Genomic DNA, 19969 nt, shown 5'->3' on the forward strand with positions numbered 1-19969 from the left:
TGGACCCCGCAAGAAGGGAACCCCAAATTTTGTCGTCCGGCTGGAGGTAGCCTGTAGTGGACCCCTTTCCTCAAATCTCCGGTCGGTTGGCGCGGGGTTCGAACATCGATGGGATCCTTGCGGAGCTCGACGCCGAGCTGGCGTCCCGCCGGGACCTGATAGCGGAGTGCGAACGGGAAATCGCGGCGCTGACCCAGGCGCGCGACCTGATCGCTGGCAGCGTCACGCGACCGGTCGCCACTGCGGTTGCGTCGAATACGCTGCGGTCGTTGACCCGGCCTTCCCCTCGCCCGCGGCGGGTTCGGGCGGCGAGCCTAGCCGAGACCGTACGCCGTGCCACGCGCGAACTCATTCGTCGCGAGGGACGGCCCATGAACCGGGTAGAGATACTTGCGCATCTTCGAGACGTTGGCATCGAGATCGGCGCCGCCGATCCCGGCAAGCGTGTCGGCAAGATCGTGTGGGCGTCGAACGAGTACCGCCACGTCGGCCAGGGTTACTGGTTCAAGGATGAACCGCTGCCCGAGTGAGGCCGTTCTTATGTTCGACCTTTTCGCAGAAGAAGAAGTTGGCAGTCGTTCTTCTGCTCTTGCCTCCAAGCCAGTGCGAGCGCATGTCGAGGTTGGTCGGTGATCGGAACTTGTTGCCACCATCCCGCCGCTCGTCGTGCCGCATCTGAGAACGTTCGGAAGAGTTGAGTGCGGAAGTTTTGATCCGTTGGACTCGGCCGTAAACGAAGCGGCGCGGTGGAACCATCTCGCCCTGGTACGCCCCAAAATTCTGGGACGCCCATGGCATCTTCTTCAGCCGCGCCATCGGCCAACGGACGCCTGACCATCTCGCTCGCGAAGCCGCGCAAGGCTTCGTCGATGGGAGAACGAGATGGCGCGGTCAGCTATGGCCAAGACCACGACATCGACGACGACCGCATCAGTCTCTGGTTAAGCCCATGGTCTGAGTACCTTGAGAATACCAAGGGGAGTGCGGCCATGTCGGCCACTCGACCGACTGCCCAGCCGATCGCGGGCTCCGCGCGACATAGACGTTGGTAGGGATACGACCGCCAGCCGAGTTGCGAGTGGGACGTCGCCGCAACCGCCTGGATCGTCAACCCAGCGGCGGTACGTCGACGTCCGAGAAGGCCAGCACGGCCTTGGGCAACCGGACGCCCGGGACCTTGATGGCGACGACGGCGAGGCTCCGGTTGCGGAGCGCAAGCTGCGACCTCGGCGTTAGATCGGCCATGGAGATACGGTCGGTGTAGTTCGCGAGCGCATGCCTCGCCGGACGCACGTTGACGTCGACGGATGGTGAGTCGACCAGTTCCCGGTATTGAGTGACGGCAAGCGGCACGGTCGGGCTTGCGACAAGGGCGGCTGCCACGATGCCGCGACCCATGAACACCTCCCGGGTGTCCGCGACCGGCAGCAACGCGTTCGACCAGCCGAAATACGTGATGGTCTCGCCGAGTTCGGCAAGCGTGACGCCGTTGTCGAGCGCCCGGTTGAAATGGCCGCGCGTCTGGGCGGTGGACCCGCCTCGTACCACGGCTGAGGACATGTTGAGGCTGCGATCGCAAGGCGACAGCCTGGGGCGCGCCCACAGGTCGGCGAACAAGCCTTCGTCCGTGCAGCCCGCCAACGGAGGAACAGTCTACCGGACGATCTCCGGTGCGACGAGCGGTGCAACGCGCTGCTGATCCGGGGCTTGTGCAGCCGCGGCTATGGCGACGATCACCAAGGTGGCAATCGCGAGTAGGTGCATTTGAATACGCTAGGTTGCGGCGTTGGCGGGGAGCCAAGCTTGCGGGCCCAGAAGAAGCGTCCATCGTTGAACGGGGACCCTAGTCCGCCGCTTCCCGTCGCCGGGGTCACCGGCTGGTGGCCGCCGGCCTTGAGACCCTTGAGTCGTAAGCCAAGGCCCAGCTATCCGCAGTTGGCAACATGCTGCCATGACGACTGCCAGTAGACCCGGGACGGACAGCGTGCCTTTCGAACGATGCCCGTCCCGCGGCCGCCCTCAGTAGCTGTCGGAGCCTGGGACGAGGCGACCGCGCTCGGCGGTGGGGGTTCCGACTATGCCCTCGGGGATGCCTCGAATGACGCTGTTGAGGCTGCGCGAGTCGGCTTCGTCATTGAAGTAGCTCGATCCAGGGACGAGCTGTTGGCCAGACTGACGGGTGTTCGGATAACCGAAGGCTCGGGTCTCGCCCGCAACGACACCTCGACCGGCAGCCTCTCCGGTGATCACCGACTGGATGGCACGGTTCTCGGCGGCCCGCTCGTAGGTGTCGGAGCCGGGAACCACGGCATTGGCGGTGGACATCGTGCCGAGGGAGACGGCGGCGAGAAGGGTGGCGGCAAGAATGCGGATCTTGGTCATGAGGGTTGTCCTTGATGGGCCACGTCGGGCCGTGGAGCCGCGGGAGTTGGCGATGCGCCGCTTCCCCGTGTTTGACGAGGATCAAGGTAGCCGCGACCTGTCGCAGCGCTGTGCCGCAACCGTCTGAAATTGTCCCAAAAGTGTATCGGATCGAGCAGTCGATCCGAAGCAACGATCGGTCTTGCGACAAGTTGATACAGTTTTCCGCGCGATTTTCCGACACCGTGGCTTTATGATGGCCGCCAACCCGAAGTTTTGGACCAACCGATGGACAGCGTAGCCCACATCATTGTCGTCGACGACCATCAGGACATCCGCGACCTCGTCGGCAGCTACCTGGAACAGCAGGGATACAGGGTCAGCGTTGCCGAGAACGGCGCGGCGCTGCGCCGCCTTCTCGATCGCGGCATGCCCGACCTGATCGTGCTCGACATCATGATGCCGGGCGACGACGGGCTGACCATGTGCCGCGAGATCCGCGCCGTCGGCGAGACGCCGATCATCTTCCTGACGGCGCGCGCCGAGGAGACGGATCGGGTGATCGGGTTGGAACTCGGTGCCGACGACTACCTCACCAAGCCCTTCTCCTCGCGAGAGCTCCTGGCCCGCATCAAGGCCGTCCTGCGTCGCGCCAAGCCGGCGGGACCGCAGCGCGCCGTTCGGCGGCAGTCCACCTTGCGCTTCGACCGCTGGACGCTGGACGTCAGCCGACGCGAATTGCAGGACGAGGACGGTGTCGGCGTGCCTCTCTCGACGGCGGAATTCCGCCTCCTCAAGGTGTTCGTCGACCATCCCGGCGCCGTCCTGACCCGCGACCAGCTTCTCGACCTCACCGTCGGGCGCGAGGCCGAGCCCTTCGACCGGGCGATCGACAACCAGGTCAGCCGCCTGCGCAAGAAGGTCGAGAACGACCCGAAGAACCCCACCATCATCCTGACCCATTGGGGCGGCGGCTACAGCTTCGTCCCGGAGGTGATCGCGCCATGACCCTCGCAAGCGAGCGGACGTCGAAGTCACACCCGCACACCGTCCGCTGGTTCGACGCCGCGGGGCAGTGGCGGGTCACCCACTGGTGGCGCAAGAGCCTCGCGGCCCAGCTCCTCGCTTCGATGCTGCTGGCCTTCTTCGCGAGCCAGGCGATCTCGCTCGCTATCTCCTGGGACGGCTACAAGGGCGCCATCCAGACTGCGGCGCGGACCGAGCTGCACAGCCGCGCTGCCGCGGTCGCGCGGCTGGTGGAGGTCGCTCCGCCCGACCTCAAGGGCGAGCTCGCCCGCGTCAGCGGCACGGAATACACACGCTTCTGGATCTCGGCCGAGGCCGCCCCGGAGCTCGACGCCTGGCTCGACGAGGCCTTTGCACGCTTCCGCGTCCCGCTTCGTGACCTCTTCGGGGTCGGCGTCGCCGCCACGCCCGTCGGCAGTCCGGCCTCGGGCGCCATCCTCGCGCCCGAGGCCACCGTCGCGAAGTTCCTGAACGGCGCGCGGTGGAGTACGCCGTCCGCGAACGCCGGAGAAGCAGACCTTCCCGCCCGCGCCCGCTACCTGGACTACGCGGACATGGACGGCGCAGGTGTGATCGTGCCTCTCAGCGACGGACGCGCGCTCAACGTCGCATTCTACAAGCATCTCGCCCCCTCGATCTGGGCGACGCCGCTCCCGCTGACGCTCGCGCTCACCGCGGCGCTTGTGGCCCTGGCCGGGGCGTTCACGGCGCGGCGGATCGCGCGCCCGCTTCGCCAGTTGACGAAGGCCGCGGAGTCCCTCGGACGCGGCGAAGCCGTCCAGCCGCTCTGCGAATGCGGCCCGGACGACATCAGGCGCACGTCGGAAGCCTTCAATCGCATGCAGGAGAGGCTCCACCGTTTCGTGGAGGACCGGACGCGGATGTTGGCGGCGATCAGCCACGACCTTCGCACGCCGCTCACGACGCTGCGCCTCCGCGCGGAGTTGGTCGAGGACCAGAACCTCCAGGGGCGGATGCTCTCGACGATCGACGAGATGCAGGCGATGGCCGACGCGACGCTGGCCCTCATCCGGCAGGAGACGACGGCGGAGGCGACGCGCACGATCGACCTCTGTGCTTTGGTCGAGAGCACGTGCGAGGACCTTGCCGAGCTCGGACACGATGTAACGTTTGCCTCCTGCGACCGCCTGACCTACCGATGCCGCCCGGACGGCCTGCGCCGGGCCGTGCGCAACCTCGTCGAGAACGCTGTCCGTTACGGCGGCAAAGCGCACGTGCGCCTCGTGGCCACCCGCTACGGCGTCGAGATCATCGTCGATGACGACGGGCCCGGCATCCCGGCCGACAAGTTGGAGGAGGTGTTCGCACCCTTCCATCGCCTGGAAGGGTCGCGCTCGCGCGAGACGGGCGGGGCCGGGCTCGGCCTGTCCATCGCCCGCGCCATCGCCCGTCAGCACGGCGGCGACATTCTCCTACGGCGCCGTACGCCGGGATTGAGCGCCGCCGTCAGCCTCCCGGCCTGATCCCGGCCCTTCGCACGCCATCGCAGCCCCGGACGGAGAGAAGCCCGGGGCCGGCGGCACGCCTCCGCACATCCGAAAGCCCCGCATGTTCCACCTGAACTTCTCGGTCCCGTGCCTCTACGTGCTGGCACGGGTCCTGCTGCCCCTGCCCTGGTCGACCCGATCGAAGCTCGCCGCCGGAGCCCTCCTGCTCTTCGCCTCGCAGTTCCATCTCTGGAACCGTCTGTCGTCGGGCTCGGTCTTCTCGCCAGAGTTCCCGCAAGGGGTGGTGATCGCCTTCAACTGGGCCTTCGGCGCGATCCTGTTCCTTGCGATCCTTCAGCTCGCATTTGACGTCGTCGGCCTCGCCACGCTGCCCTTCCGCCGTCCCGCCCCGATCGTGTCGACCAAGCTGCGCTATGGCGCGGCGGTGACGGCGATGGTTCTGGCCACTGTGGCCGTCTACCAAGCGACGCGCCTGCCCGAGCCGAAGGACGTGGAGGTAACGATCCGGGATCTGCCGCCCGCGTTCGACGGCTACCAGCTCGTGCAGCTCACCGACCTTCATCTCAGCCGCCTGTTCCAAGCAGACTGGGCGCGCGCGGTCGTCGAGCGGGCCAACGCACAAGGGGCGGACGTGATCCTGGTGACGGGCGACCTCATCGACGGCTCGGTGGAGGCCCGTCGCGCCGATGTCGAGCCTCTGCGTGACCTGCGGGCACCGGACGGCGTCTGGATGATCCCGGGCAACCACGAATACTACTTCGGCTACGACGAGTGGATGCGCCGCTTCGGTGAACTCGGCCTCCGGGGTCTCACCAACCGCCACACAGTCATCCGCCGCGACGGGGCCGAGCTCGTCGTTGCGGGCCTCGCGGACCTTCGTGCACCCGCGAACGGTCACGACGGCCCCGACCTCGACGCTGCGATGGCAGGGGCCCCGGCCGGCGCGCCCGTGATCCTCCTCGAACATCAGCCGCGCAACGCTCCGGAGCGGGCCACGCGTGCCGACCTCCAACTCTCCGGCCACACCCATGGCGGCATGATCGCAGGCCTCGACTACCTCGTCGCCCGCGCCAACAACGGCTTTGCGTCAGGTGCCTACCGGGTCGGCGACATGACGCTCTACCTCAGCAACGGCACCGGGCTCTGGCCGGGCTTCGCCTTGCGCCTGGGCAAGCCGCCCGAGATCACGCGCATCACCCTTCGCGCAGCCTCATAGACGCGACGCCGCCTTCGGCCATGCACATCTAGGAAAGCACACGACGATCCGAAGCTACGGGTTCATCGAGGTGACCGCCGACGACGCGAAGCTGGAATGCGCCAAGTCCTTCCTGACCGAACGCCTGGCCTGGAAAATTTCAAGGCGCAGATCGCGCGGACGTTTCCGTTCGAGTCCGAGGCGGAGGTCTATCGGCCCCTCGGGTCGAACACCCAGTTCTGGAAGGTCGTGTCGGCGCTCGACTGATAGGCCTGCGCACCGTTCGCCGATGTCCCCCGCAGGGCGGTCGGTGCGGGGGACGACCGTTGCCCCACTGTGCTTCCGGGCCCTGGACGCCAGGCGTGTGGAAAACCCGCGGCCGCATCGTGCGGCGGTTGTCCTGCCCAATCCTTTGTTGCGAGAGTGGGTCCTTCGACGCGTCGACGGACGGTTCAGGATTCGGCTTCGACGGCGGTGATCCCGCCCCCTGCCGCCGGGCGTGCCGCGGCCTTCAGGGAACGACGATGGCATCCACCACCCCGCCGCTGACGAAGACGTACCCCAGCGGCGAGTCATACCGAAGGATGGACGTCGTCGAGGAGCAGATAGCGGTGCTGTCCGAGATGGGCTTCGAGGAAGTCCTGCGCAGGGCGGCGGTGACGTCCCGGACGGATCCGGAGTTCTTGCGGCCCGAAACGCTCATGCATTTCCTGCGGGCAACGAGACGGGACAATACCGAGCGGCGGTTCACCGCCCTCTTCCCGTTCGTCCTGCGCCGCCTCCTCCTCGCCCTGCCGCGCGGGGAGAGACGCACGGCAGCGGGAACCGCGGCCGACGCCTTCGGGCTGGACTTGATCGACGCGGTTCGCGTGCGTTTCGTGAACCTCGTCTCCGTGGACAGGGCCGGGGGCGACAGGATGGACTTCTACGAGGTCCACTTCGACGAGGCGGTGGCCGGCCTGCGGATGAAGGCCTGGGGCCGGCTTCGCGCCAGGGCCGCACGAACGGTGGGGCTTGAGACGGATCCCGAGAGCGGCGAACTGCCGGACGCCGTCGAGCGCGCTGCCGGAAGCCTCGATGACGGTGCCGAGGACTTTTTTTCGGACCCGAGTCACCGGGAGCGAGTGAGGCGGGGTATTGACCACCTGAAACCAGAACAAAGGGAGGTCATGCTGATGTCGCTTGCCAACATCCCGACCGAATCCAGCGATCCGAACGTTGCGTGCATCAGCGGCTTGCTGGGATGCGACCCCAGCACGGTTCGATATCGCAGACGGCGTGCCGTCAAGCGCCTCCAAGAAATGCTGGCCGCGGGAGAACTGAATTGAGTGCGCAAGCCCTCCCGGCGGACCTGATGGACGCGTTCGCGTCCGCCTACCTCGACGACCCGCAGGCCTTGCAGCGCTACGTCGCGCTTCACCCGGGCCACGCCGGATCTTTCGTGGCCTACGCCCATGAGATCGAGCTCCAGGCCGCGTGCAGGGACGAAGCGGCGATCACCGCCGACGACGAGGCCTGGATCGCCGCTCAGGTGGCCGCGCTCGCGCAGGCGACGGCCGTCGATCCCTTCGCCCGCTTGAGCGGCGCCGACTACCAAGCCGCCCGCAGGGAACTCGACGTGCCCTCCTCCGTGCTGACCGCGTTCCGCGACCGGCTCGTGACGCCCGCCAGCGTCCCGCTGCCGTTCCTCGACCGGCTTGCTGGACTTCTCGGCGTGGGCCTCGCGGAGCTGGCGGCGTTCCTGAAGGGACCGCCCCGGTTGGCTGCCGCGGTCTCCTACAAGGCTGACGGCGCCCCTGCGGCACCTCCCGAGAAGATCCCCTTCGCCTCGGTGCTGGCGGACGCCGACATCTCCGGCGACAGGCTGGACGCCTTGCTCGACGAAGGCGACTGAGCCTTGGACGCCATCGAGCTCGGCAGGCAGGCCGCGGCCCGGCTGCATGATGAACTGGTCGCGAAGGGGGTCGATCCCGACGATCCGCTTGCCATGGTGATGGCGGAGGCGGAACGGCGCGGAGTCGAGGTCAACCCCATCAGGGCGGGGAGCCCGCTGCTGGCCGGCGCCCGAGCGAGTTTCGATCCGGCGACGCGGAGCATCCGCCACGAGCGGACGGGCAGCCGTTTCGGGGACGCGTTCCTCGTCGCGCACGAACTCGGCCACGTCGCGCTCGGCGACGACAGCGTCCACGACGAGGTCGGGTCGGTCGACATGGCACGGCCGGCGGAGGCCGCCCCCGTCGGGGAGGAGCGCGTCGCCGACTACAGCCGCAAGGCCCGGCGGGAGATCCAGATGGACCTCTTCGCCCGGGAGTTCCTCCTTCCTCGCCCGAGGGCCCGCCGCTTGCATCTGGCGGACCGCCTGACTGCAACCCGGATCGCCGAGAGGCTGGGAGCGCCGTTCGACGTCGTTGCCCAACAGCTTCTGGATGCCCTCCTGCTTCCGGCGCAGGTCCCGCCCCCGCCGCCGGAAGCCCCGGCACCCCTCACCGAGGAGCAACGGACGGCCGCCGGTCACCGCGGCGGCGCCTACCTCCTCGAAGCGGGTCCCGGCACTGGCAAGACGAAGACGTTGGTCGCAAGGGTCGCGGGCCTCGTCGCGGAGGGAGCGGATCCGCGGTCCATCGTGGTCCTCACCTACTCCAATAGGGCAGCCGCGGAACTCTCGACCCGGCTTGCGGCCTCGGACGCGGAGGCCGCAGCCGCGATCTGGATCGGAACGTTCCACGCTTACGGCCTGAACCTCATGCGGCGCTTCCATGCGGAGATGGGGTTCCGGAGCGAGCCGCGCCTGATCGACCGCACCGACGCTATCGCGCAACTCCTGGAACGGATCGCGGCGCTGGACCTCCGGCACTATCGGGACCTTTACGATCCGACCGCCGACCTTAGGGACATTCTCGGCGCCGTATCACGCGCGCAGGACGAGGTCATGTCGGCCCCGGCGTACGAGGTCCTCGCCGAGACGATGCTGGGAAGGGCCGGCACCGATCCCGACGCGCTGGCGGCTGCGGAGCGCGTGCGCGAGGTGGCGAGGGTGTATCGATGCTACGACGACCTCAAGCGGGCACAGGGGCGCGTCGACTTCGGTGACCTCGTGGCGGGTTGTGTCACGTTCCTGGAGGCACGCGACGACATCAGGAACAGCGTGCGCTCCGGGATCCGGCACGTCCTCGTCGACGAGTACCAGGACGTCAACCGGGCCAGCGTCCGGCTGCTCAAGCTGATCACCGACGGAGGGCGCAACCTGTGGTGCGTCGGCGACGTGCGGCAGTCGATCTACCGCTTCCGCGGGGCCTCCTCCTTCAACATGGGGCGGTTCAAGAGCGTCGACTTTCCCGGCGCCGACGGATCTCGGCTGACCTTGAACCACCGGTCCCACAAGGAGATCGTCGACGCCTATTCGGCCTTCGCCGACCGAATGCCCGTCGAGGGCTCGGACGGCCACGCCATGGAGGCCAAGCGCGGGCCGGCGGGCGTTCCGGTCGAGTTCAGGTTGGTCGCGGGCGACGGCACGGCAGAGATCGACGAACTCGCCGCATCGATCGAGGCGTTCCGGTCCGAGGGACGGTCCTACCGCGACCAAGCGGTCCTCTGCACAGGCAACGACCGCCTTTCCAGGATCTCGGCCGGGTTGGAGGCGCGCGGCGTCCCGGTCCTGTACCTGGGAAACGTGTTCGAGCGTCCCGAGGTGCGCGATCTCCTGGCCTGGCTGTCGCTTCTCTGCGATCCGCGTGCGATGGGGCTGGCGCGCGTATCGCCCCTTCCCGCGCTCGCCATGGACCTGGCTGACGTCGCAAGGGTCCTGGACCATGCGCGTGACCGCGACGGGGAACCGCTCGACTGGTGCAGGGACACGCCTCCCGACGGCTTGGGCGAGCGGGCGCGGGGATCGGTCGAGAACCACGAGCGGATCTCCCGGGGCTTGGGCCCGACATCGGATCCCTGGACGGCAACCGCCCTCCTCCTTCTCGACCGCAGCGGACTTGCCGCGTCGCTGTCCGAGGACGAAAGCGTGTCCGGGCGCTCCAAGGCCATCGCGGTCTGGCAGTTCATGAACTTCGCACGGACCCAACCCGGCGGCGGCCCGCGCGTGCAACACCTGCTCGAGAGGATACGGCGGATCTCCCTCCTGTCCGACGACCGCGAGCTGCGCAACCTGCCGGCTGCGGCGAACGGCATCGACGCGGTCAGGCTCATGACGATGCACGGCAGCAAGGGACTCGAGTTCCCGGTCGTCCACCTGCCCGGCATGAACTCCGACACGCTCCCGCGCCCCCCGAAGGCACCGGCCTGCCCGCCGCCCGTGGGCATGGTGGAGGGCGCGGCGTCCGGCGGGCGGGACGTCACCGACCGCGAGCACCGTGAAGAGCAGGAGTGCCTGTTCTACGTCGCGATGTCGCGCGCTCGGGACCGTCTGGTGCTCTACGCGGCGGAGAGGAGGTCGGACGGGGCATCCCGGCCGCGATCGCCCTTCGTCGAGCGGCTGGGGGCGGCCCTCGACCGCACGAAGGCGCATCCTCCCAGGATTGTGGACGACGAGACCGTCGCCCCCGTGGACGTTATGTTCAACCCCGGATTGACGATCACGCAGGCGCAACTCGCGCTCTACGAACGATGCCCTCGGCGCTACTTCTACACGCACGTCCTGCGCGTGGGCGGACGCCGGGTCTCGACGGCCTTCATGGACATGCACGAGGTGGTCCGGAAGGTGACCTCGACGCTGTCGGCGGACCCGGCGCTCCCGTCGACGGCCGACGCGGTGCGGACGCTGCTCGACCTTCATTGGGCCGCGTCGCCCCTCTCGGCGATTCCGGTCGAGGCGGGGTACCGGAGGGTCGCCGACGAGCTGCTCGCGTTCTTCCTGCTCAGCCGCGCCGGGCGGACGAGCGGTCCACCGGAACGGCTCAGCTTCGCCGCCGGGACGGCAACGGTGACCGTGGACGCCGATGAGACGTCGAACGACGGCGGCAAGACGTACAGGAGGATCCAGACGGGACATCACTCGTCGACGGCGTCCAAACTGAAGGCGCACGACGCCTTTCCGATCGCGGCTTCCCGTGCCTCGCCGGGAAGCCGGACGGAGATCGTCTACCTCTCCGACGGGGCGGTGAAACCCGTGGCGCCCAGGCCGAGGCAACTTGCCAAGCGGATGGCGGAGATCGAGACCGAGGTCGCGAACATCCTGGCTGGCCGTTTCCCCGCCAAACCCTCGGCCTACCAATGCCCGAAGTGCCCATGCCTCTTCGTGTGCGGCCCGCTGCCGCCCGGACGGCTGGAAAAAAAAGCTTGAGACCTTTCCCGGGTCGGGGCGAACCCGGGGATTGATCCTTCACAAGCGGCCGAAACCTTCCTCCAACAGCGGCCGCGGAGAAGGAACGACACAATGAAAGACGACATCGACCGCCCGGACCGCGACGAGGGCAAGGGACGCGGCCCCAAATCCAAGATGAAGTTCCTCCTCGCCGTCGACTCGGTGGACTTCAAGTCACTCGAAACGAACGATCCGATCCTGCTCGGACGCCAGGTTCTCGAGAAGCGCGGCCTGCGGCCGCCGGAATCCTTCAGCCTGTTCAACATCCTCCCGAGCGGCGACTTCGAGGACGTGCGCCCGGACGAGGAGCTCGACCTGCGCGAGGACGGCGTCGAGCGGCTCGTCGCCTTCTCGACGGACCGCGTCTTCCGCGCGACGCTGAACGGGCGGGTCATCGCCTGGGGAGCTGGGACCATTCCCGAGAGCGCCCTCCGCCTTCTTTCGGGCGTCGGCCCGGACGAGGCGGTCTTCCTCGAGATCCGCGGCGGCACCGACCGCTTAATCCCCGAGGGCGGGCACGCCGACCTGAACCCGAACGGCACCGAGGCGTTCATCACGGCACCGAAGCCGAAGCGCTACGTCTTCGTATTCAACGGGAAGCGGTACGAGAGCGCCGAGCCGCGCCTCACCGGGGCGCAGATCAAGGCCCTGATCCAGAACTGGAACCCCGAGCACGACCTCCTGCTCGAGGGCCACGGGAACGAACCAGATCGCGTCGTCGCGGACGACGAGCTTGTCGACCTTGCCGAACTGCACGGCCCGGTTCGCTTCTCGCAGGTTCCCAAGGCGAACTTCGGCTGATGCACGCGGTCACGGAACGCCAGTTGGCGGACCTGGGGGAGCGGTTCGCGACCGTCGACGCGACGCCGCTCCCCGACGGTTCCGTTCTCGTCAGGATCCACGACGTCGCCCTCCCCCCGGGCTGGTCGGCCGGCACGACGAACGTCCTGTTCGTCGTGCCGGCCTCGTATCCCTTCGCCGCACTCGACTGCTTCTGGACGGACGGGAGCCTCACGCTCGCGTCCGGCGTGGCTCCGCAGAACACGGCCATCAACCCGATACCCGGCGTGCCGCATGAACCCCTTCTCTGGTTCTCCTGGCACCTCACGGGCGCCTGGGACCCGAACCGGGACACCCTGTCGGGCTGGATGAACTCCGTGCTCGAACGCATGAGGAGAGCGACATGAGCGGACTACGTTTCTCCAGCCCAGGCTTCGGCGACCTCCGCGCCGCGCTCCTCGCGGACAGCACGGTCGAGGGTTGCGCCGCTGTCTTCGCCCGCTGGAACCGCGACGCGTCCTCGTGGGTCGTCTCCGACTGGGAGATGGCGCCGGAGGCGGCATACGAGCGGCGCGACAGGGTCTCGGCGATTCTCCGCGGAGCCTATCTCGCGGACCTCGCCAACCGCTCGCGGACGCGGGGCCTATCACTCGTCCTCGCCCACACGCATCCCGACGCCGTCGGGACGCCGCGCTTCTCGCCCGTCGACGATGCCGGCGAGAGGGAGATGGCCACGTTCCTCGGTCGGCGCGCCCCCGTCGGCGGACACCTGGCGCTCGTGGTCGGCCCACTGGGCTGCCGTTGTCGCTTGATGGGGACGGGCGGGGACGTGCCTGTCTGGGAGATCGGCGAGAATGCCATCCTGCGTTCGGGCCTCGGCGGCACCGCCGCCCCCTCCACGGAACATGATCGCCAGGTCCGCGCGTTCGGCGCGTTGGGCCAGGCGATCATGGGAGACCTGGATGTCGTCGTCGTCGGCGCCGGGGGCACGGGTTCGGTCGTGCTCCAGCAACTGGCGCATCTCGGGGTTCATCACCTGACCGTCGTCGATCCCGACGTCGTCGAAACGACGAACCTCAACCGCCTCGTCGGAGCCCGTCCCGGGGACGTCGGCTCAGCCAAGGTCGATGTCGCGCGCCGCGCCGTCCTGGCCGTCAACCCTCGAGCGCGGGTCGAGGCGATACGGGCGGACATCGTGGACGATGCGACGGCGGCCATCCTGCCCCGCTTCGACTTCGCGTTCCTTTGCACGGACTCCCATGCCAGCCGCGCGGTGGTCAACCAAGCCGCCTACCAGCATCTGGTGCCGACCATCGACATGGGCGTCAGCATCACGGTCGGCGCGGAAGGCGTCGAGCACGTCAACGGCCGGGTTCAGATGCTGGCTCCCGGGATGACCTGCCTGACCTGCACGCGGGCCCTCGACGCGGAACGGATCCGGCAGGAGATGCTGACGCCGGAGCAGCGTGCGGCGGACCCCTACGTTCAAGGCGTGCACGAGCCGCAGCCCGCCGTCATATCGCTCAACACGACGATGGCCTCCCTCGCCGTAACGATGTTCCTTGGCGCGGTCACGCCCGTGCCGTCCACCGCGCGCTTCCTTCTCTACGATGGCATCAGGGGTACGGTGCGCCCGACCGTCGCCAGGTCCCATCCCCACTGCATCGTCTGTTCGCCGGACGGCGCGTTGGCACGGGGCTCGCAATGGCCCCTTCCGACAAGGCCGGCGGGAGGCCGCGTTGCGGCTTGAGGCCTGCGCGGAAGCGCCCGCCGCCGCGGCTCGCCTCGCACCCTCGCGTGCCGGAACGGAACGGTCCCGTGATCCGGATCGCAGCATGCGGGAGGAATCGTTGGACGATCCCCCGGAGCGGCCCGTTCCGGCGGGATGTCCGATACCGTTGCCCGTCGCGAGACCTCAGCCGATCGGCTTGCCGGCGCCCGACGCGGGACGGTGCGCGCCCAACAGCGGTCGCCGCCCCACGAAACGACAAAACGGAAGGTCCGTCCGATGAGCGAACCCGCAAGACGGCTAAGACTGGTCGGAGCCGCTCCCTACCGCGAGGAGGCGGAAGCCCTCCTGGAGCGACCTGGCGATGCATCCCTCGTCGAGAGAGGCGTTACACGCGCGATGGTGTTGAGGTGCCCCGACGGTTGCGGCGAGACCCTGGTGGTGAACCTCGATCCCCGCTCGGGCAAGGCGTGGCGGCTGGACCGGCGTCAGAACTCCACCACAGTTTACCCGTCGGTCTGGCTCGACGGGGGGTGCAAGAGCCACTTCATCGTCTGGAGGGACACCATCTTATGGTGCGACCGGTTCGAGGACGGCAATGTCGAGCCTGCCTACGACCCGGCGCTCGAGGATGCCGTCCTGGAAGCCGTTCCGTTCGACAGGGATGTCGGGCCGGCCGAAGTCGGCGACGCGTTGGACGCGTTGGCCTGGGACGTCGCCAAGGCGCTGCGCCGCCTCGCATTGCGGGGTGCGGCGCAAGAAGGTGTGGGTCGCGCCCGCGGACGCTACCGCAGGAGGTGAAGTCGGTCAAAGGGCCTGTGGGGTGGGGGTCGGATGCGGACCGACTTCGCCGCCATGGTCACGTCCGCCGATCCGCGACGCGATCCTCGGTTTCGACTTCTCATGTATGTCGGCGATCGTGACGTTGGACATCGTGAAAAATCCGACCGCCGGCCCCGCGATCTACAAGTTCATCCACCTGCCATCCGAGAAGGCGCCTTGGGGGAAGTCCCCAATGGCACGCAGCCGGACGAAACGACTCACGCCGACCAACTCCGCCATGCCTATGCCGAGGCCGCGGGGGCGGCGTTCGTGGCATTCAAGGAGGTGGCCGCGATCCTGGCCACGGCCGCCACTTCGGTCGTCAGCGGACCCGCTACTGTGAGGCCGAGTCCTCTGCAAGGTTCACAGGGACAACACCGCATCCGGCGCGACCGATATTTTCGAGACGGACGTCTTCTGTCGTGTCGTCGAGGCGCATGTAGACGGCCCGGTGTCAGGGTGTCAGTACACCTCGGCGCATAAGTTCATGGCGAAGGTCCCGAGCTTGGTTATGCGTTCCTCGCGGTGCGATTTGGCAGTCCCTTCCAGGCGGCCGCCAAGCTGGCCAGCCGACGATTCGCGAACCTTCCAAAAATCCTGACTTCGTTTCAGGAGATAGTTCGCGAGCAGTCGTTTCAATTTCACCCAGCATCTGCAACGTTACGGAATCACTGGTTGGGCGAGAATGTGGCAATGGTGGAATTGTCTACCGAAGAACGCCACCAAAAAATTCTGGATCAAGCGAAATCAACCACTTATCGGCGTGTTGCGTCATTGTGAAGTCACGATCAAAGTCAGTTTTTTTGGAAAAAAATCAGGATTTTTGGAAATAAGGTCGCTGTAATTTGGAAGCGACAGCTTACTAGTTTTACGGTGGGCCCGGCAGGACTCGAACCTGCAACCAAGCGGTTATGAGCCGCCGGCTCTGACCATTGAGCTACAGGCCCGCCGCGTGAGCGTTAACCCAACTGGGACGCCGCCTCAAGCAAAGGTTGGGGCGGCAAAGCTTCCGCCGCATTCGCTTGGCAGGTGGTTCTGGCCATAGCCTCTGAGATGGAGTTCCGATGTCCGCTTCCCGCCGCCTCGCCCGCCCTGCCCTTCTCGTGCTGGCGCTGGGGCTCTCCTCGGCTGCCCTCGCGCAGACGCCGCCCGCTCCGCCCGCCACCGCCCAGCCCTCCGAGCCGCGGCGGCTGGCCGTTACGGGCGAGGGACAGGCCACGCGCGCGCCCGACCTCGCGCTCGTGCAGCTCACCGTCATGCGCCAGGGCGAGACGGCGCAGAAGGCGCTGGCCGACAACAACGCGGCCATGTCGGCCGTGCAGGGCGCGCTGCCCGAGTTCGGTCTCGAGGCGCGCGACGTCCAGACCTCGGGCTTCTCGATCGCCCCGCAATATCGCTACGACACCGCCTTGGACGGCACGCAGAGCCCGCCGACGCTGGTCGGCTACGAGGTGCGCAACACCATCACGCTGCGCGTGCGCGCGGTGGACAGGCTCGGCGAAATCCTGGACCGGGCCGTGTCGCTTGGCGTCAACGATGGCGGGTCGATCGAGTTCGCGGCGGAGGACCCGTCCGCCCTGCAGAACGAGGCGCGCCGGCAGGCGGTGGAGCGGGCCCGCGCCAGCGCGGAGGCCATGGCCGCGGCGGCGGGCCTGCGGCTCGGCGCGCTGATCAGCATCGAGGACGGCGCGACCGGCGCCGCGCCGCCGCGTCCCCTGGCCGAGATGCGCATGATGGCGGCCCCCGCCTCGCCCAAGGTGCCGGTGGCCGCCGGCGAGACGATGGCGAGCGCCAGCGTGCGCCTGGTCTTCGCACTGGAGAACTAGGCGGACAGGCCCTTCCGGTACCACCGCCGGAAGGGCATGCCCGTTCGGCTGCGAGCCCCCGGTGACGTTTCGCGCACGAGAAACGGCCGGAACCATCAATGGATACGAGAAAGGCCCGGAAGCGCCAGCTTCCGGGCCTTTCCGCCGGACGGCGACGCGCCGTCTCAGCGGCGGTCGATCACCGGGCAGCCGCGCGCCTGCGCGAAGGTGACGAGCACCGGGCGCCCGCCCCGGCGGAAGCCTTCCACCACGACGCGCCGGCGCCCGACATCGACGATGTCGACGCCGCGCAGGCCGAAGGCGCGGGCCTTCTCCAGCGCAAGGCCCGGACGGCAGATCCCCTGATCCCGCCAGCCGTCCCGGTCGCGTCGGTCACCCCAGTCCCGGCGATCGTCCCAGTCGCGACGATGATGGCGGCCCTCGCCGTCCCAGTCGCCGCGATACTGGATCTCGGTCAGGAGCGAGGCGGCGGGCGCCTGTGCGCGAGCGGGAAGAGCGGCTCCGACGAGAGCGGCGCCGAGCGTGGCGGCGGCCAGGAGCGCGGAGCGAAGGGGGGCGGCCATGGCGTAAGGTCCTTTCGGTGGGATGGAAGCCGAACCGCAGAATGGCCGCGCCGGACTGAACGTGGCCCGAGCGCCGCATTCAGCGCGCGTTCAGGGAGCGGAGTGCGACGACATCGCCACGAAACGATCCCGGCGGAAGATGGCACTCGTCTCAACCGGAGTGGTCGCCATGCCCCGTCCCATCGCCCGCCTTCTCGAATCCGCCCTCTTCACGCGCCTTGCCATCGTCCTCCTCACCTTCTGCTTCTGGGGCGCGGGCCTCGCCAAGCTCGCGGACTTCCAGGCCGCGGTCGCCGAGACGGCCTTCTTCGGCATCCAGCCCGCCGCCCCGATCACGGTCCTCGTGATCGCGACGCAGCTCGTCGGCTCGTTTCTTCTGATCACCGGCATCAAGCCCTGGCTCGGCGCCGGCGCGCTCGGCGTCTTCACGGCGCTCACGATCCCGCTCGTGCATCACTTCTGGAACCTGGAGGGCGAGGCCGCGATCGTGCATTTTCACACCGCGACCGAGCACGTCACGGTGATCGGCGGACTGATAGTGGCCGCGATCCTCGCCCACCGCCTCGAGACGGCGCGCAGCGCCGCAGCATCCGTCGAGCCCGCCGCCCCGTCGCGCTACCAGCAGGTCTGAGACGAGACGCCACGAAAAAGGGGCGCCCCTTGCGGGACGCCCCTTCTTGTTCGTTCGGCGTCGGATCGCCGCTCAGCTGTCCAGAAAGCTGCGCAGCTTGCGCGAGCGGCTGGGGTGCTTGAGCTTGCGCAGCGCCTTGGCCTCGATCTGGCGGATGCGCTCGCGCGTCACCGAGAACTGCTGGCCGACCTCCTCCAGCGTGTGGTCGGTGTTCATGCCGATGCCGAAGCGCATGCGGAGCACGCGCTCCTCGCGGGGGGTCAGCGAGGCCAGCACCCGCGTCGTCGTCTCGCGCAGGTTCGCCTGGATCGCGGCGTCGATCGGCAGGATCGCGTTCTTGTCCTCGATGAAGTCGCCGAGGTGCGAATCCTCCTCGTCGCCCACCGGGGTCTCGAGCGAGATCGGCTCCTTGGCGATCTTGAGGACCTTGCGGACCTTCTCGAGCGGCATGGCGAGCTTTTCCGCCAGCTCCTCCGGGGTCGGCTCGCGGCCGATCTCGTGCAGCATCTGGCGGCTCGTTCGCACGATCTTGTTGATCGTCTCGATCATGTGCACGGGGATGCGGATCGTGCGCGCCTGGTCGGCGATCGAGCGGGTGATCGCCTGCCGGATCCACCAGGTGGCGTAGGTCGAGAACTTGTAGCCGCGCCGGTACTCGAACTTGTCGACCGCCTTCATGAGGCCGATGTTGCCCTCCTGGATGAGATCCAGGAACTGCAGGCCGCGGTTCGTGTACTTCTTGGCGATCGAGATCACGAGGCGCAGGTTCGCCTCGACCATCTCCTTCTTGGCCTGCCGGGCCTCGCGCTCGCCCTTCTGCACCATCGACACGATGCGCCGGAACTCGGTGATCTCGAGCCCCGTCTCGGTGGCGAGGTTCTGGATCTCCTGGCGCAGGTTCGCAACGCCCCTCGGATCGCTGCCCGCGAAGCGCTGCCAGCCCTTGGAGGGAAGCTGGGCCACCTTCTCGTGCCAGTTCGGGTCGAGCTCGGAGCCCTGGTAGACCTTGAGGAACTCGTCGCGCTTCACGCCGTAGCTTTCGGCGAGGCGCAGAAGGCGGCCCTCGTTGCCGACGAGCCGCTTGTTGATGTCGTAGAGCTGCGCGACCAGGGCGTCGATGCGGTTCTGGTTGAGCGAGAGCGACTTCACCAGGGCGACGAGGTCGTCCTTCAGCTGGTTGCGCGAGCGCTCCTCCGCCGATGACAGGGCGACGGTCGCCTCGACGAGCTGGCTCTCGACCTGCTGGTCCTGCAGCTTGCGCAGGTCGCGGTAGTTCTCGGCGATCTTGTCGAAGGTCTCGAGGACCTGCGGGCGGATCTCGGCCTCCATCGCGGCGAGCGACAGGGAGTTCTCGAGATCGTCCTCGTCGTCGTCGTCATCCTCGCCGGGGCGCAGCTCGCCGGGCACGGGGGCCGCCGCCTCGCCCTCGGAGGGGGCGGCCTGCGGCATCTTCGCCTCGGGGCCGGCATAGGTCGCCTCGAGGTCGACGACCTCGCGCAACATGATGTTGCCCTCGTTGAGCTCCTCGCGCCAGATGATGATGGCCTGGAAGGTCAGCGGGCTCTCGCAGAGCCCCGCGATCATCGTCTCGCGGCCGGCCTCGATGCGCTTGGCGATGGCGATCTCGCCCTCGCGCGACAGGAGCTCCACCGAGCCCATCTCGCGCAGGTACATGCGCACGGGATCGTCGGTGCGGTCGCCCGCCTCCTTCTTGGGCGCGGCGGCGACCGCCGTGGAGCCGGTCTCGGCGACCTCGGTCGAGCCCTCGGACTCGCCCTCCTTCTCCTCGCCGTCCTCGGCCTCCTCGTCCTCGACGACGTTGATGCCCATGTCGTTCAACATGGCCATCAGGTCCTCGATCTGCTCCGAGGTCACGTCCTCGGCGGAGAGCACCGAGTTCAGCTTGTCCATGGACACGAAGCCGCGCTTCTTGGCGGCCTTGATCATCTTCTTGACGGCGTCGTCCGACAGGTCCAGCAGAGGACTGTCCGGCGTCTCCTGACGCTCCTCGACGGCCGCCTCGCCTTCCTTGGCCTTTGTCGCCATTCCCGTACGTCTCCACTTCGCGCCGGGCGTTCCCACGGAGAACCCGGGGCCTCGCGCGCCGCGCGCCGAGGACCTTGCGTGTCTTAGTAGATGAGCGGCCGTAAACGACCGCTTAACCATGATGACCGTCCGCTCGCGCGGTCGCTCGGCCTACTCGAAACTCGTCGCAGCCCTTCGCCGCTCGGCAGCTGTTTGCCGTGACATCACCCG

General features: G+C 68.0%; 17 protein-coding genes and 1 tRNA gene. 13 read left to right on the forward strand and 5 right to left on the reverse strand.

The window, feature by feature from the left end; genetic code table 11:
• Positions 1 to 56: 56 nt before the first annotated feature.
• Positions 57 to 530 (forward strand): hypothetical protein, encoded by a 474-nt coding sequence (locus AUL35_RS22020; protein WP_156417863.1) that lies wholly within the window; start codon positions 57 to 59, stop codon positions 528 to 530.
• 577 nt (positions 531 to 1107) lie between these two features.
• Here the strand turns inward: AUL35_RS22020 and AUL35_RS06095 are convergent.
• Both AUL35_RS06095 and AUL35_RS06100 read right to left on the reverse strand, forming a co-directional pair.
• Positions 1108 to 1617, reverse strand: coding sequence for a carboxymuconolactone decarboxylase family protein (locus tag AUL35_RS06095; RefSeq protein WP_156417864.1), 510 nt, complete (start codon positions 1615 to 1617; stop codon positions 1108 to 1110).
• A gap of 402 nt (positions 1618 to 2019) precedes the next feature.
• Positions 2020 to 2382, reverse strand: a complete 363-nt coding sequence (locus AUL35_RS06100) for a hypothetical protein (protein WP_062013081.1) — start codon at positions 2380 to 2382, stop codon at positions 2020 to 2022.
• A 267-nt stretch (positions 2383 to 2649) separates the two neighbouring features.
• Here AUL35_RS06100 and AUL35_RS06105 point away from each other — a divergent pair, with 267 nt between their 5' ends.
• The 10 genes from AUL35_RS06105 to AUL35_RS06150 all read left to right on the forward strand — a co-directional run bounded on the left by AUL35_RS06105 (position 2650) and on the right by AUL35_RS06150 (position 14672).
• Positions 2650 to 3369, forward strand: coding sequence for a response regulator (locus AUL35_RS06105; RefSeq protein WP_062013083.1), 720 nt, complete (start codon positions 2650 to 2652; stop codon positions 3367 to 3369).
• Positions 3366 to 4871: an ATP-binding protein gene (locus tag AUL35_RS06110; protein WP_082666147.1), complete on the forward strand. Its 1506-nt coding sequence runs from the start codon at positions 3366 to 3368 to the stop codon at positions 4869 to 4871. The genes AUL35_RS06105 and AUL35_RS06110 overlap by 4 nt, the downstream gene beginning before the upstream one ends.
• A gap of 85 nt (positions 4872 to 4956) precedes the next feature.
• Positions 4957 to 6072, forward strand: a complete 1116-nt coding sequence (locus tag AUL35_RS06115) for a metallophosphoesterase (protein ID WP_062013085.1) — start codon at positions 4957 to 4959, stop codon at positions 6070 to 6072.
• A gap of 503 nt (positions 6073 to 6575) precedes the next feature.
• Positions 6576 to 7379, forward strand: a complete 804-nt coding sequence (locus AUL35_RS06120) for a sigma-70 family RNA polymerase sigma factor (RefSeq protein WP_062013086.1) — start codon at positions 6576 to 6578, stop codon at positions 7377 to 7379.
• Between the two features lie 26 nt (positions 7380 to 7405).
• The gene (locus AUL35_RS06125; protein ID WP_156417865.1) at positions 7406 to 7945 is read left to right on the forward strand and encodes a hypothetical protein; all 540 of its coding nucleotides are present in this window, start codon (positions 7406 to 7408) and stop codon (positions 7943 to 7945) included.
• Positions 7946 to 7948: 3 nt separating this feature from the next.
• Positions 7949 to 11341, forward strand: coding sequence for a UvrD-helicase domain-containing protein (locus AUL35_RS06130; protein ID WP_062013090.1), 3393 nt, complete (start codon positions 7949 to 7951; stop codon positions 11339 to 11341).
• 93 nt (positions 11342 to 11434) lie between these two features.
• Complete coding sequence (locus AUL35_RS06135) at positions 11435 to 12163, forward strand: multiubiquitin domain-containing protein (protein WP_062013092.1); 729 nt, start codon at positions 11435 to 11437, stop codon at positions 12161 to 12163.
• Positions 12164 to 12186: 23 nt separating this feature from the next.
• A complete protein-coding gene (locus tag AUL35_RS06140; RefSeq protein WP_192847053.1) occupies positions 12187 to 12549 on the forward strand; it encodes an E2/UBC family protein in 363 nt (120 codons plus the stop codon).
• A 137-nt stretch (positions 12550 to 12686) separates the two neighbouring features.
• On the forward strand, positions 12687 to 13892 hold the full coding sequence (locus AUL35_RS06145; RefSeq protein ID WP_244493679.1) for a ThiF family adenylyltransferase: 1206 nt from the start codon (positions 12687 to 12689) through the stop codon (positions 13890 to 13892).
• Positions 13893 to 14150: 258 nt separating this feature from the next.
• The gene (locus tag AUL35_RS06150; RefSeq protein ID WP_156417866.1) at positions 14151 to 14672 is read left to right on the forward strand and encodes a DUF6527 family protein; all 522 of its coding nucleotides are present in this window, start codon (positions 14151 to 14153) and stop codon (positions 14670 to 14672) included.
• Between the two features lie 895 nt (positions 14673 to 15567).
• Here AUL35_RS06150 and AUL35_RS06155 read toward each other — a convergent pair.
• Positions 15568 to 15640: transfer RNA gene (locus AUL35_RS06155), tRNA-Ile, on the reverse strand.
• 117 nt (positions 15641 to 15757) lie between these two features.
• Between AUL35_RS06155 and AUL35_RS06160 the strand changes: the two genes are divergently transcribed.
• A complete protein-coding gene (locus AUL35_RS06160) occupies positions 15758 to 16519 on the forward strand; it encodes an SIMPL domain-containing protein (protein WP_062013100.1) in 762 nt (253 codons plus the stop codon).
• Positions 16520 to 16683: 164 nt separating this feature from the next.
• Here AUL35_RS06160 and AUL35_RS06165 read toward each other — a convergent pair whose 3' ends face one another.
• A complete protein-coding gene (locus AUL35_RS06165) occupies positions 16684 to 17082 on the reverse strand; it encodes a hypothetical protein (protein ID WP_062013102.1) in 399 nt (132 codons plus the stop codon).
• 169 nt (positions 17083 to 17251) lie between these two features.
• Here AUL35_RS06165 and AUL35_RS06170 point away from each other — a divergent pair, with 169 nt between their 5' ends.
• Entirely contained in the window at positions 17252 to 17713 is a 462-nt protein-coding gene (locus tag AUL35_RS06170) for a DoxX family protein (protein WP_062013104.1), read from the forward strand.
• Between the two features lie 72 nt (positions 17714 to 17785).
• On the opposite strand, the gene rpoD is transcribed toward AUL35_RS06170, so the two are convergent.
• The gene (gene rpoD, locus AUL35_RS06175; RefSeq protein WP_062013106.1) at positions 17786 to 19759 is read right to left on the reverse strand and encodes an RNA polymerase sigma factor RpoD; all 1974 of its coding nucleotides are present in this window, start codon (positions 19757 to 19759) and stop codon (positions 17786 to 17788) included.
• Positions 19760 to 19969 lie beyond the last annotated feature (210 nt).

Origin of the sequence: Aureimonas sp. AU4, from assembly GCF_001463765.1 — a bacterium.
Lineage (GTDB): Bacteria > Pseudomonadota > Alphaproteobacteria > Rhizobiales > Rhizobiaceae > Aureimonas.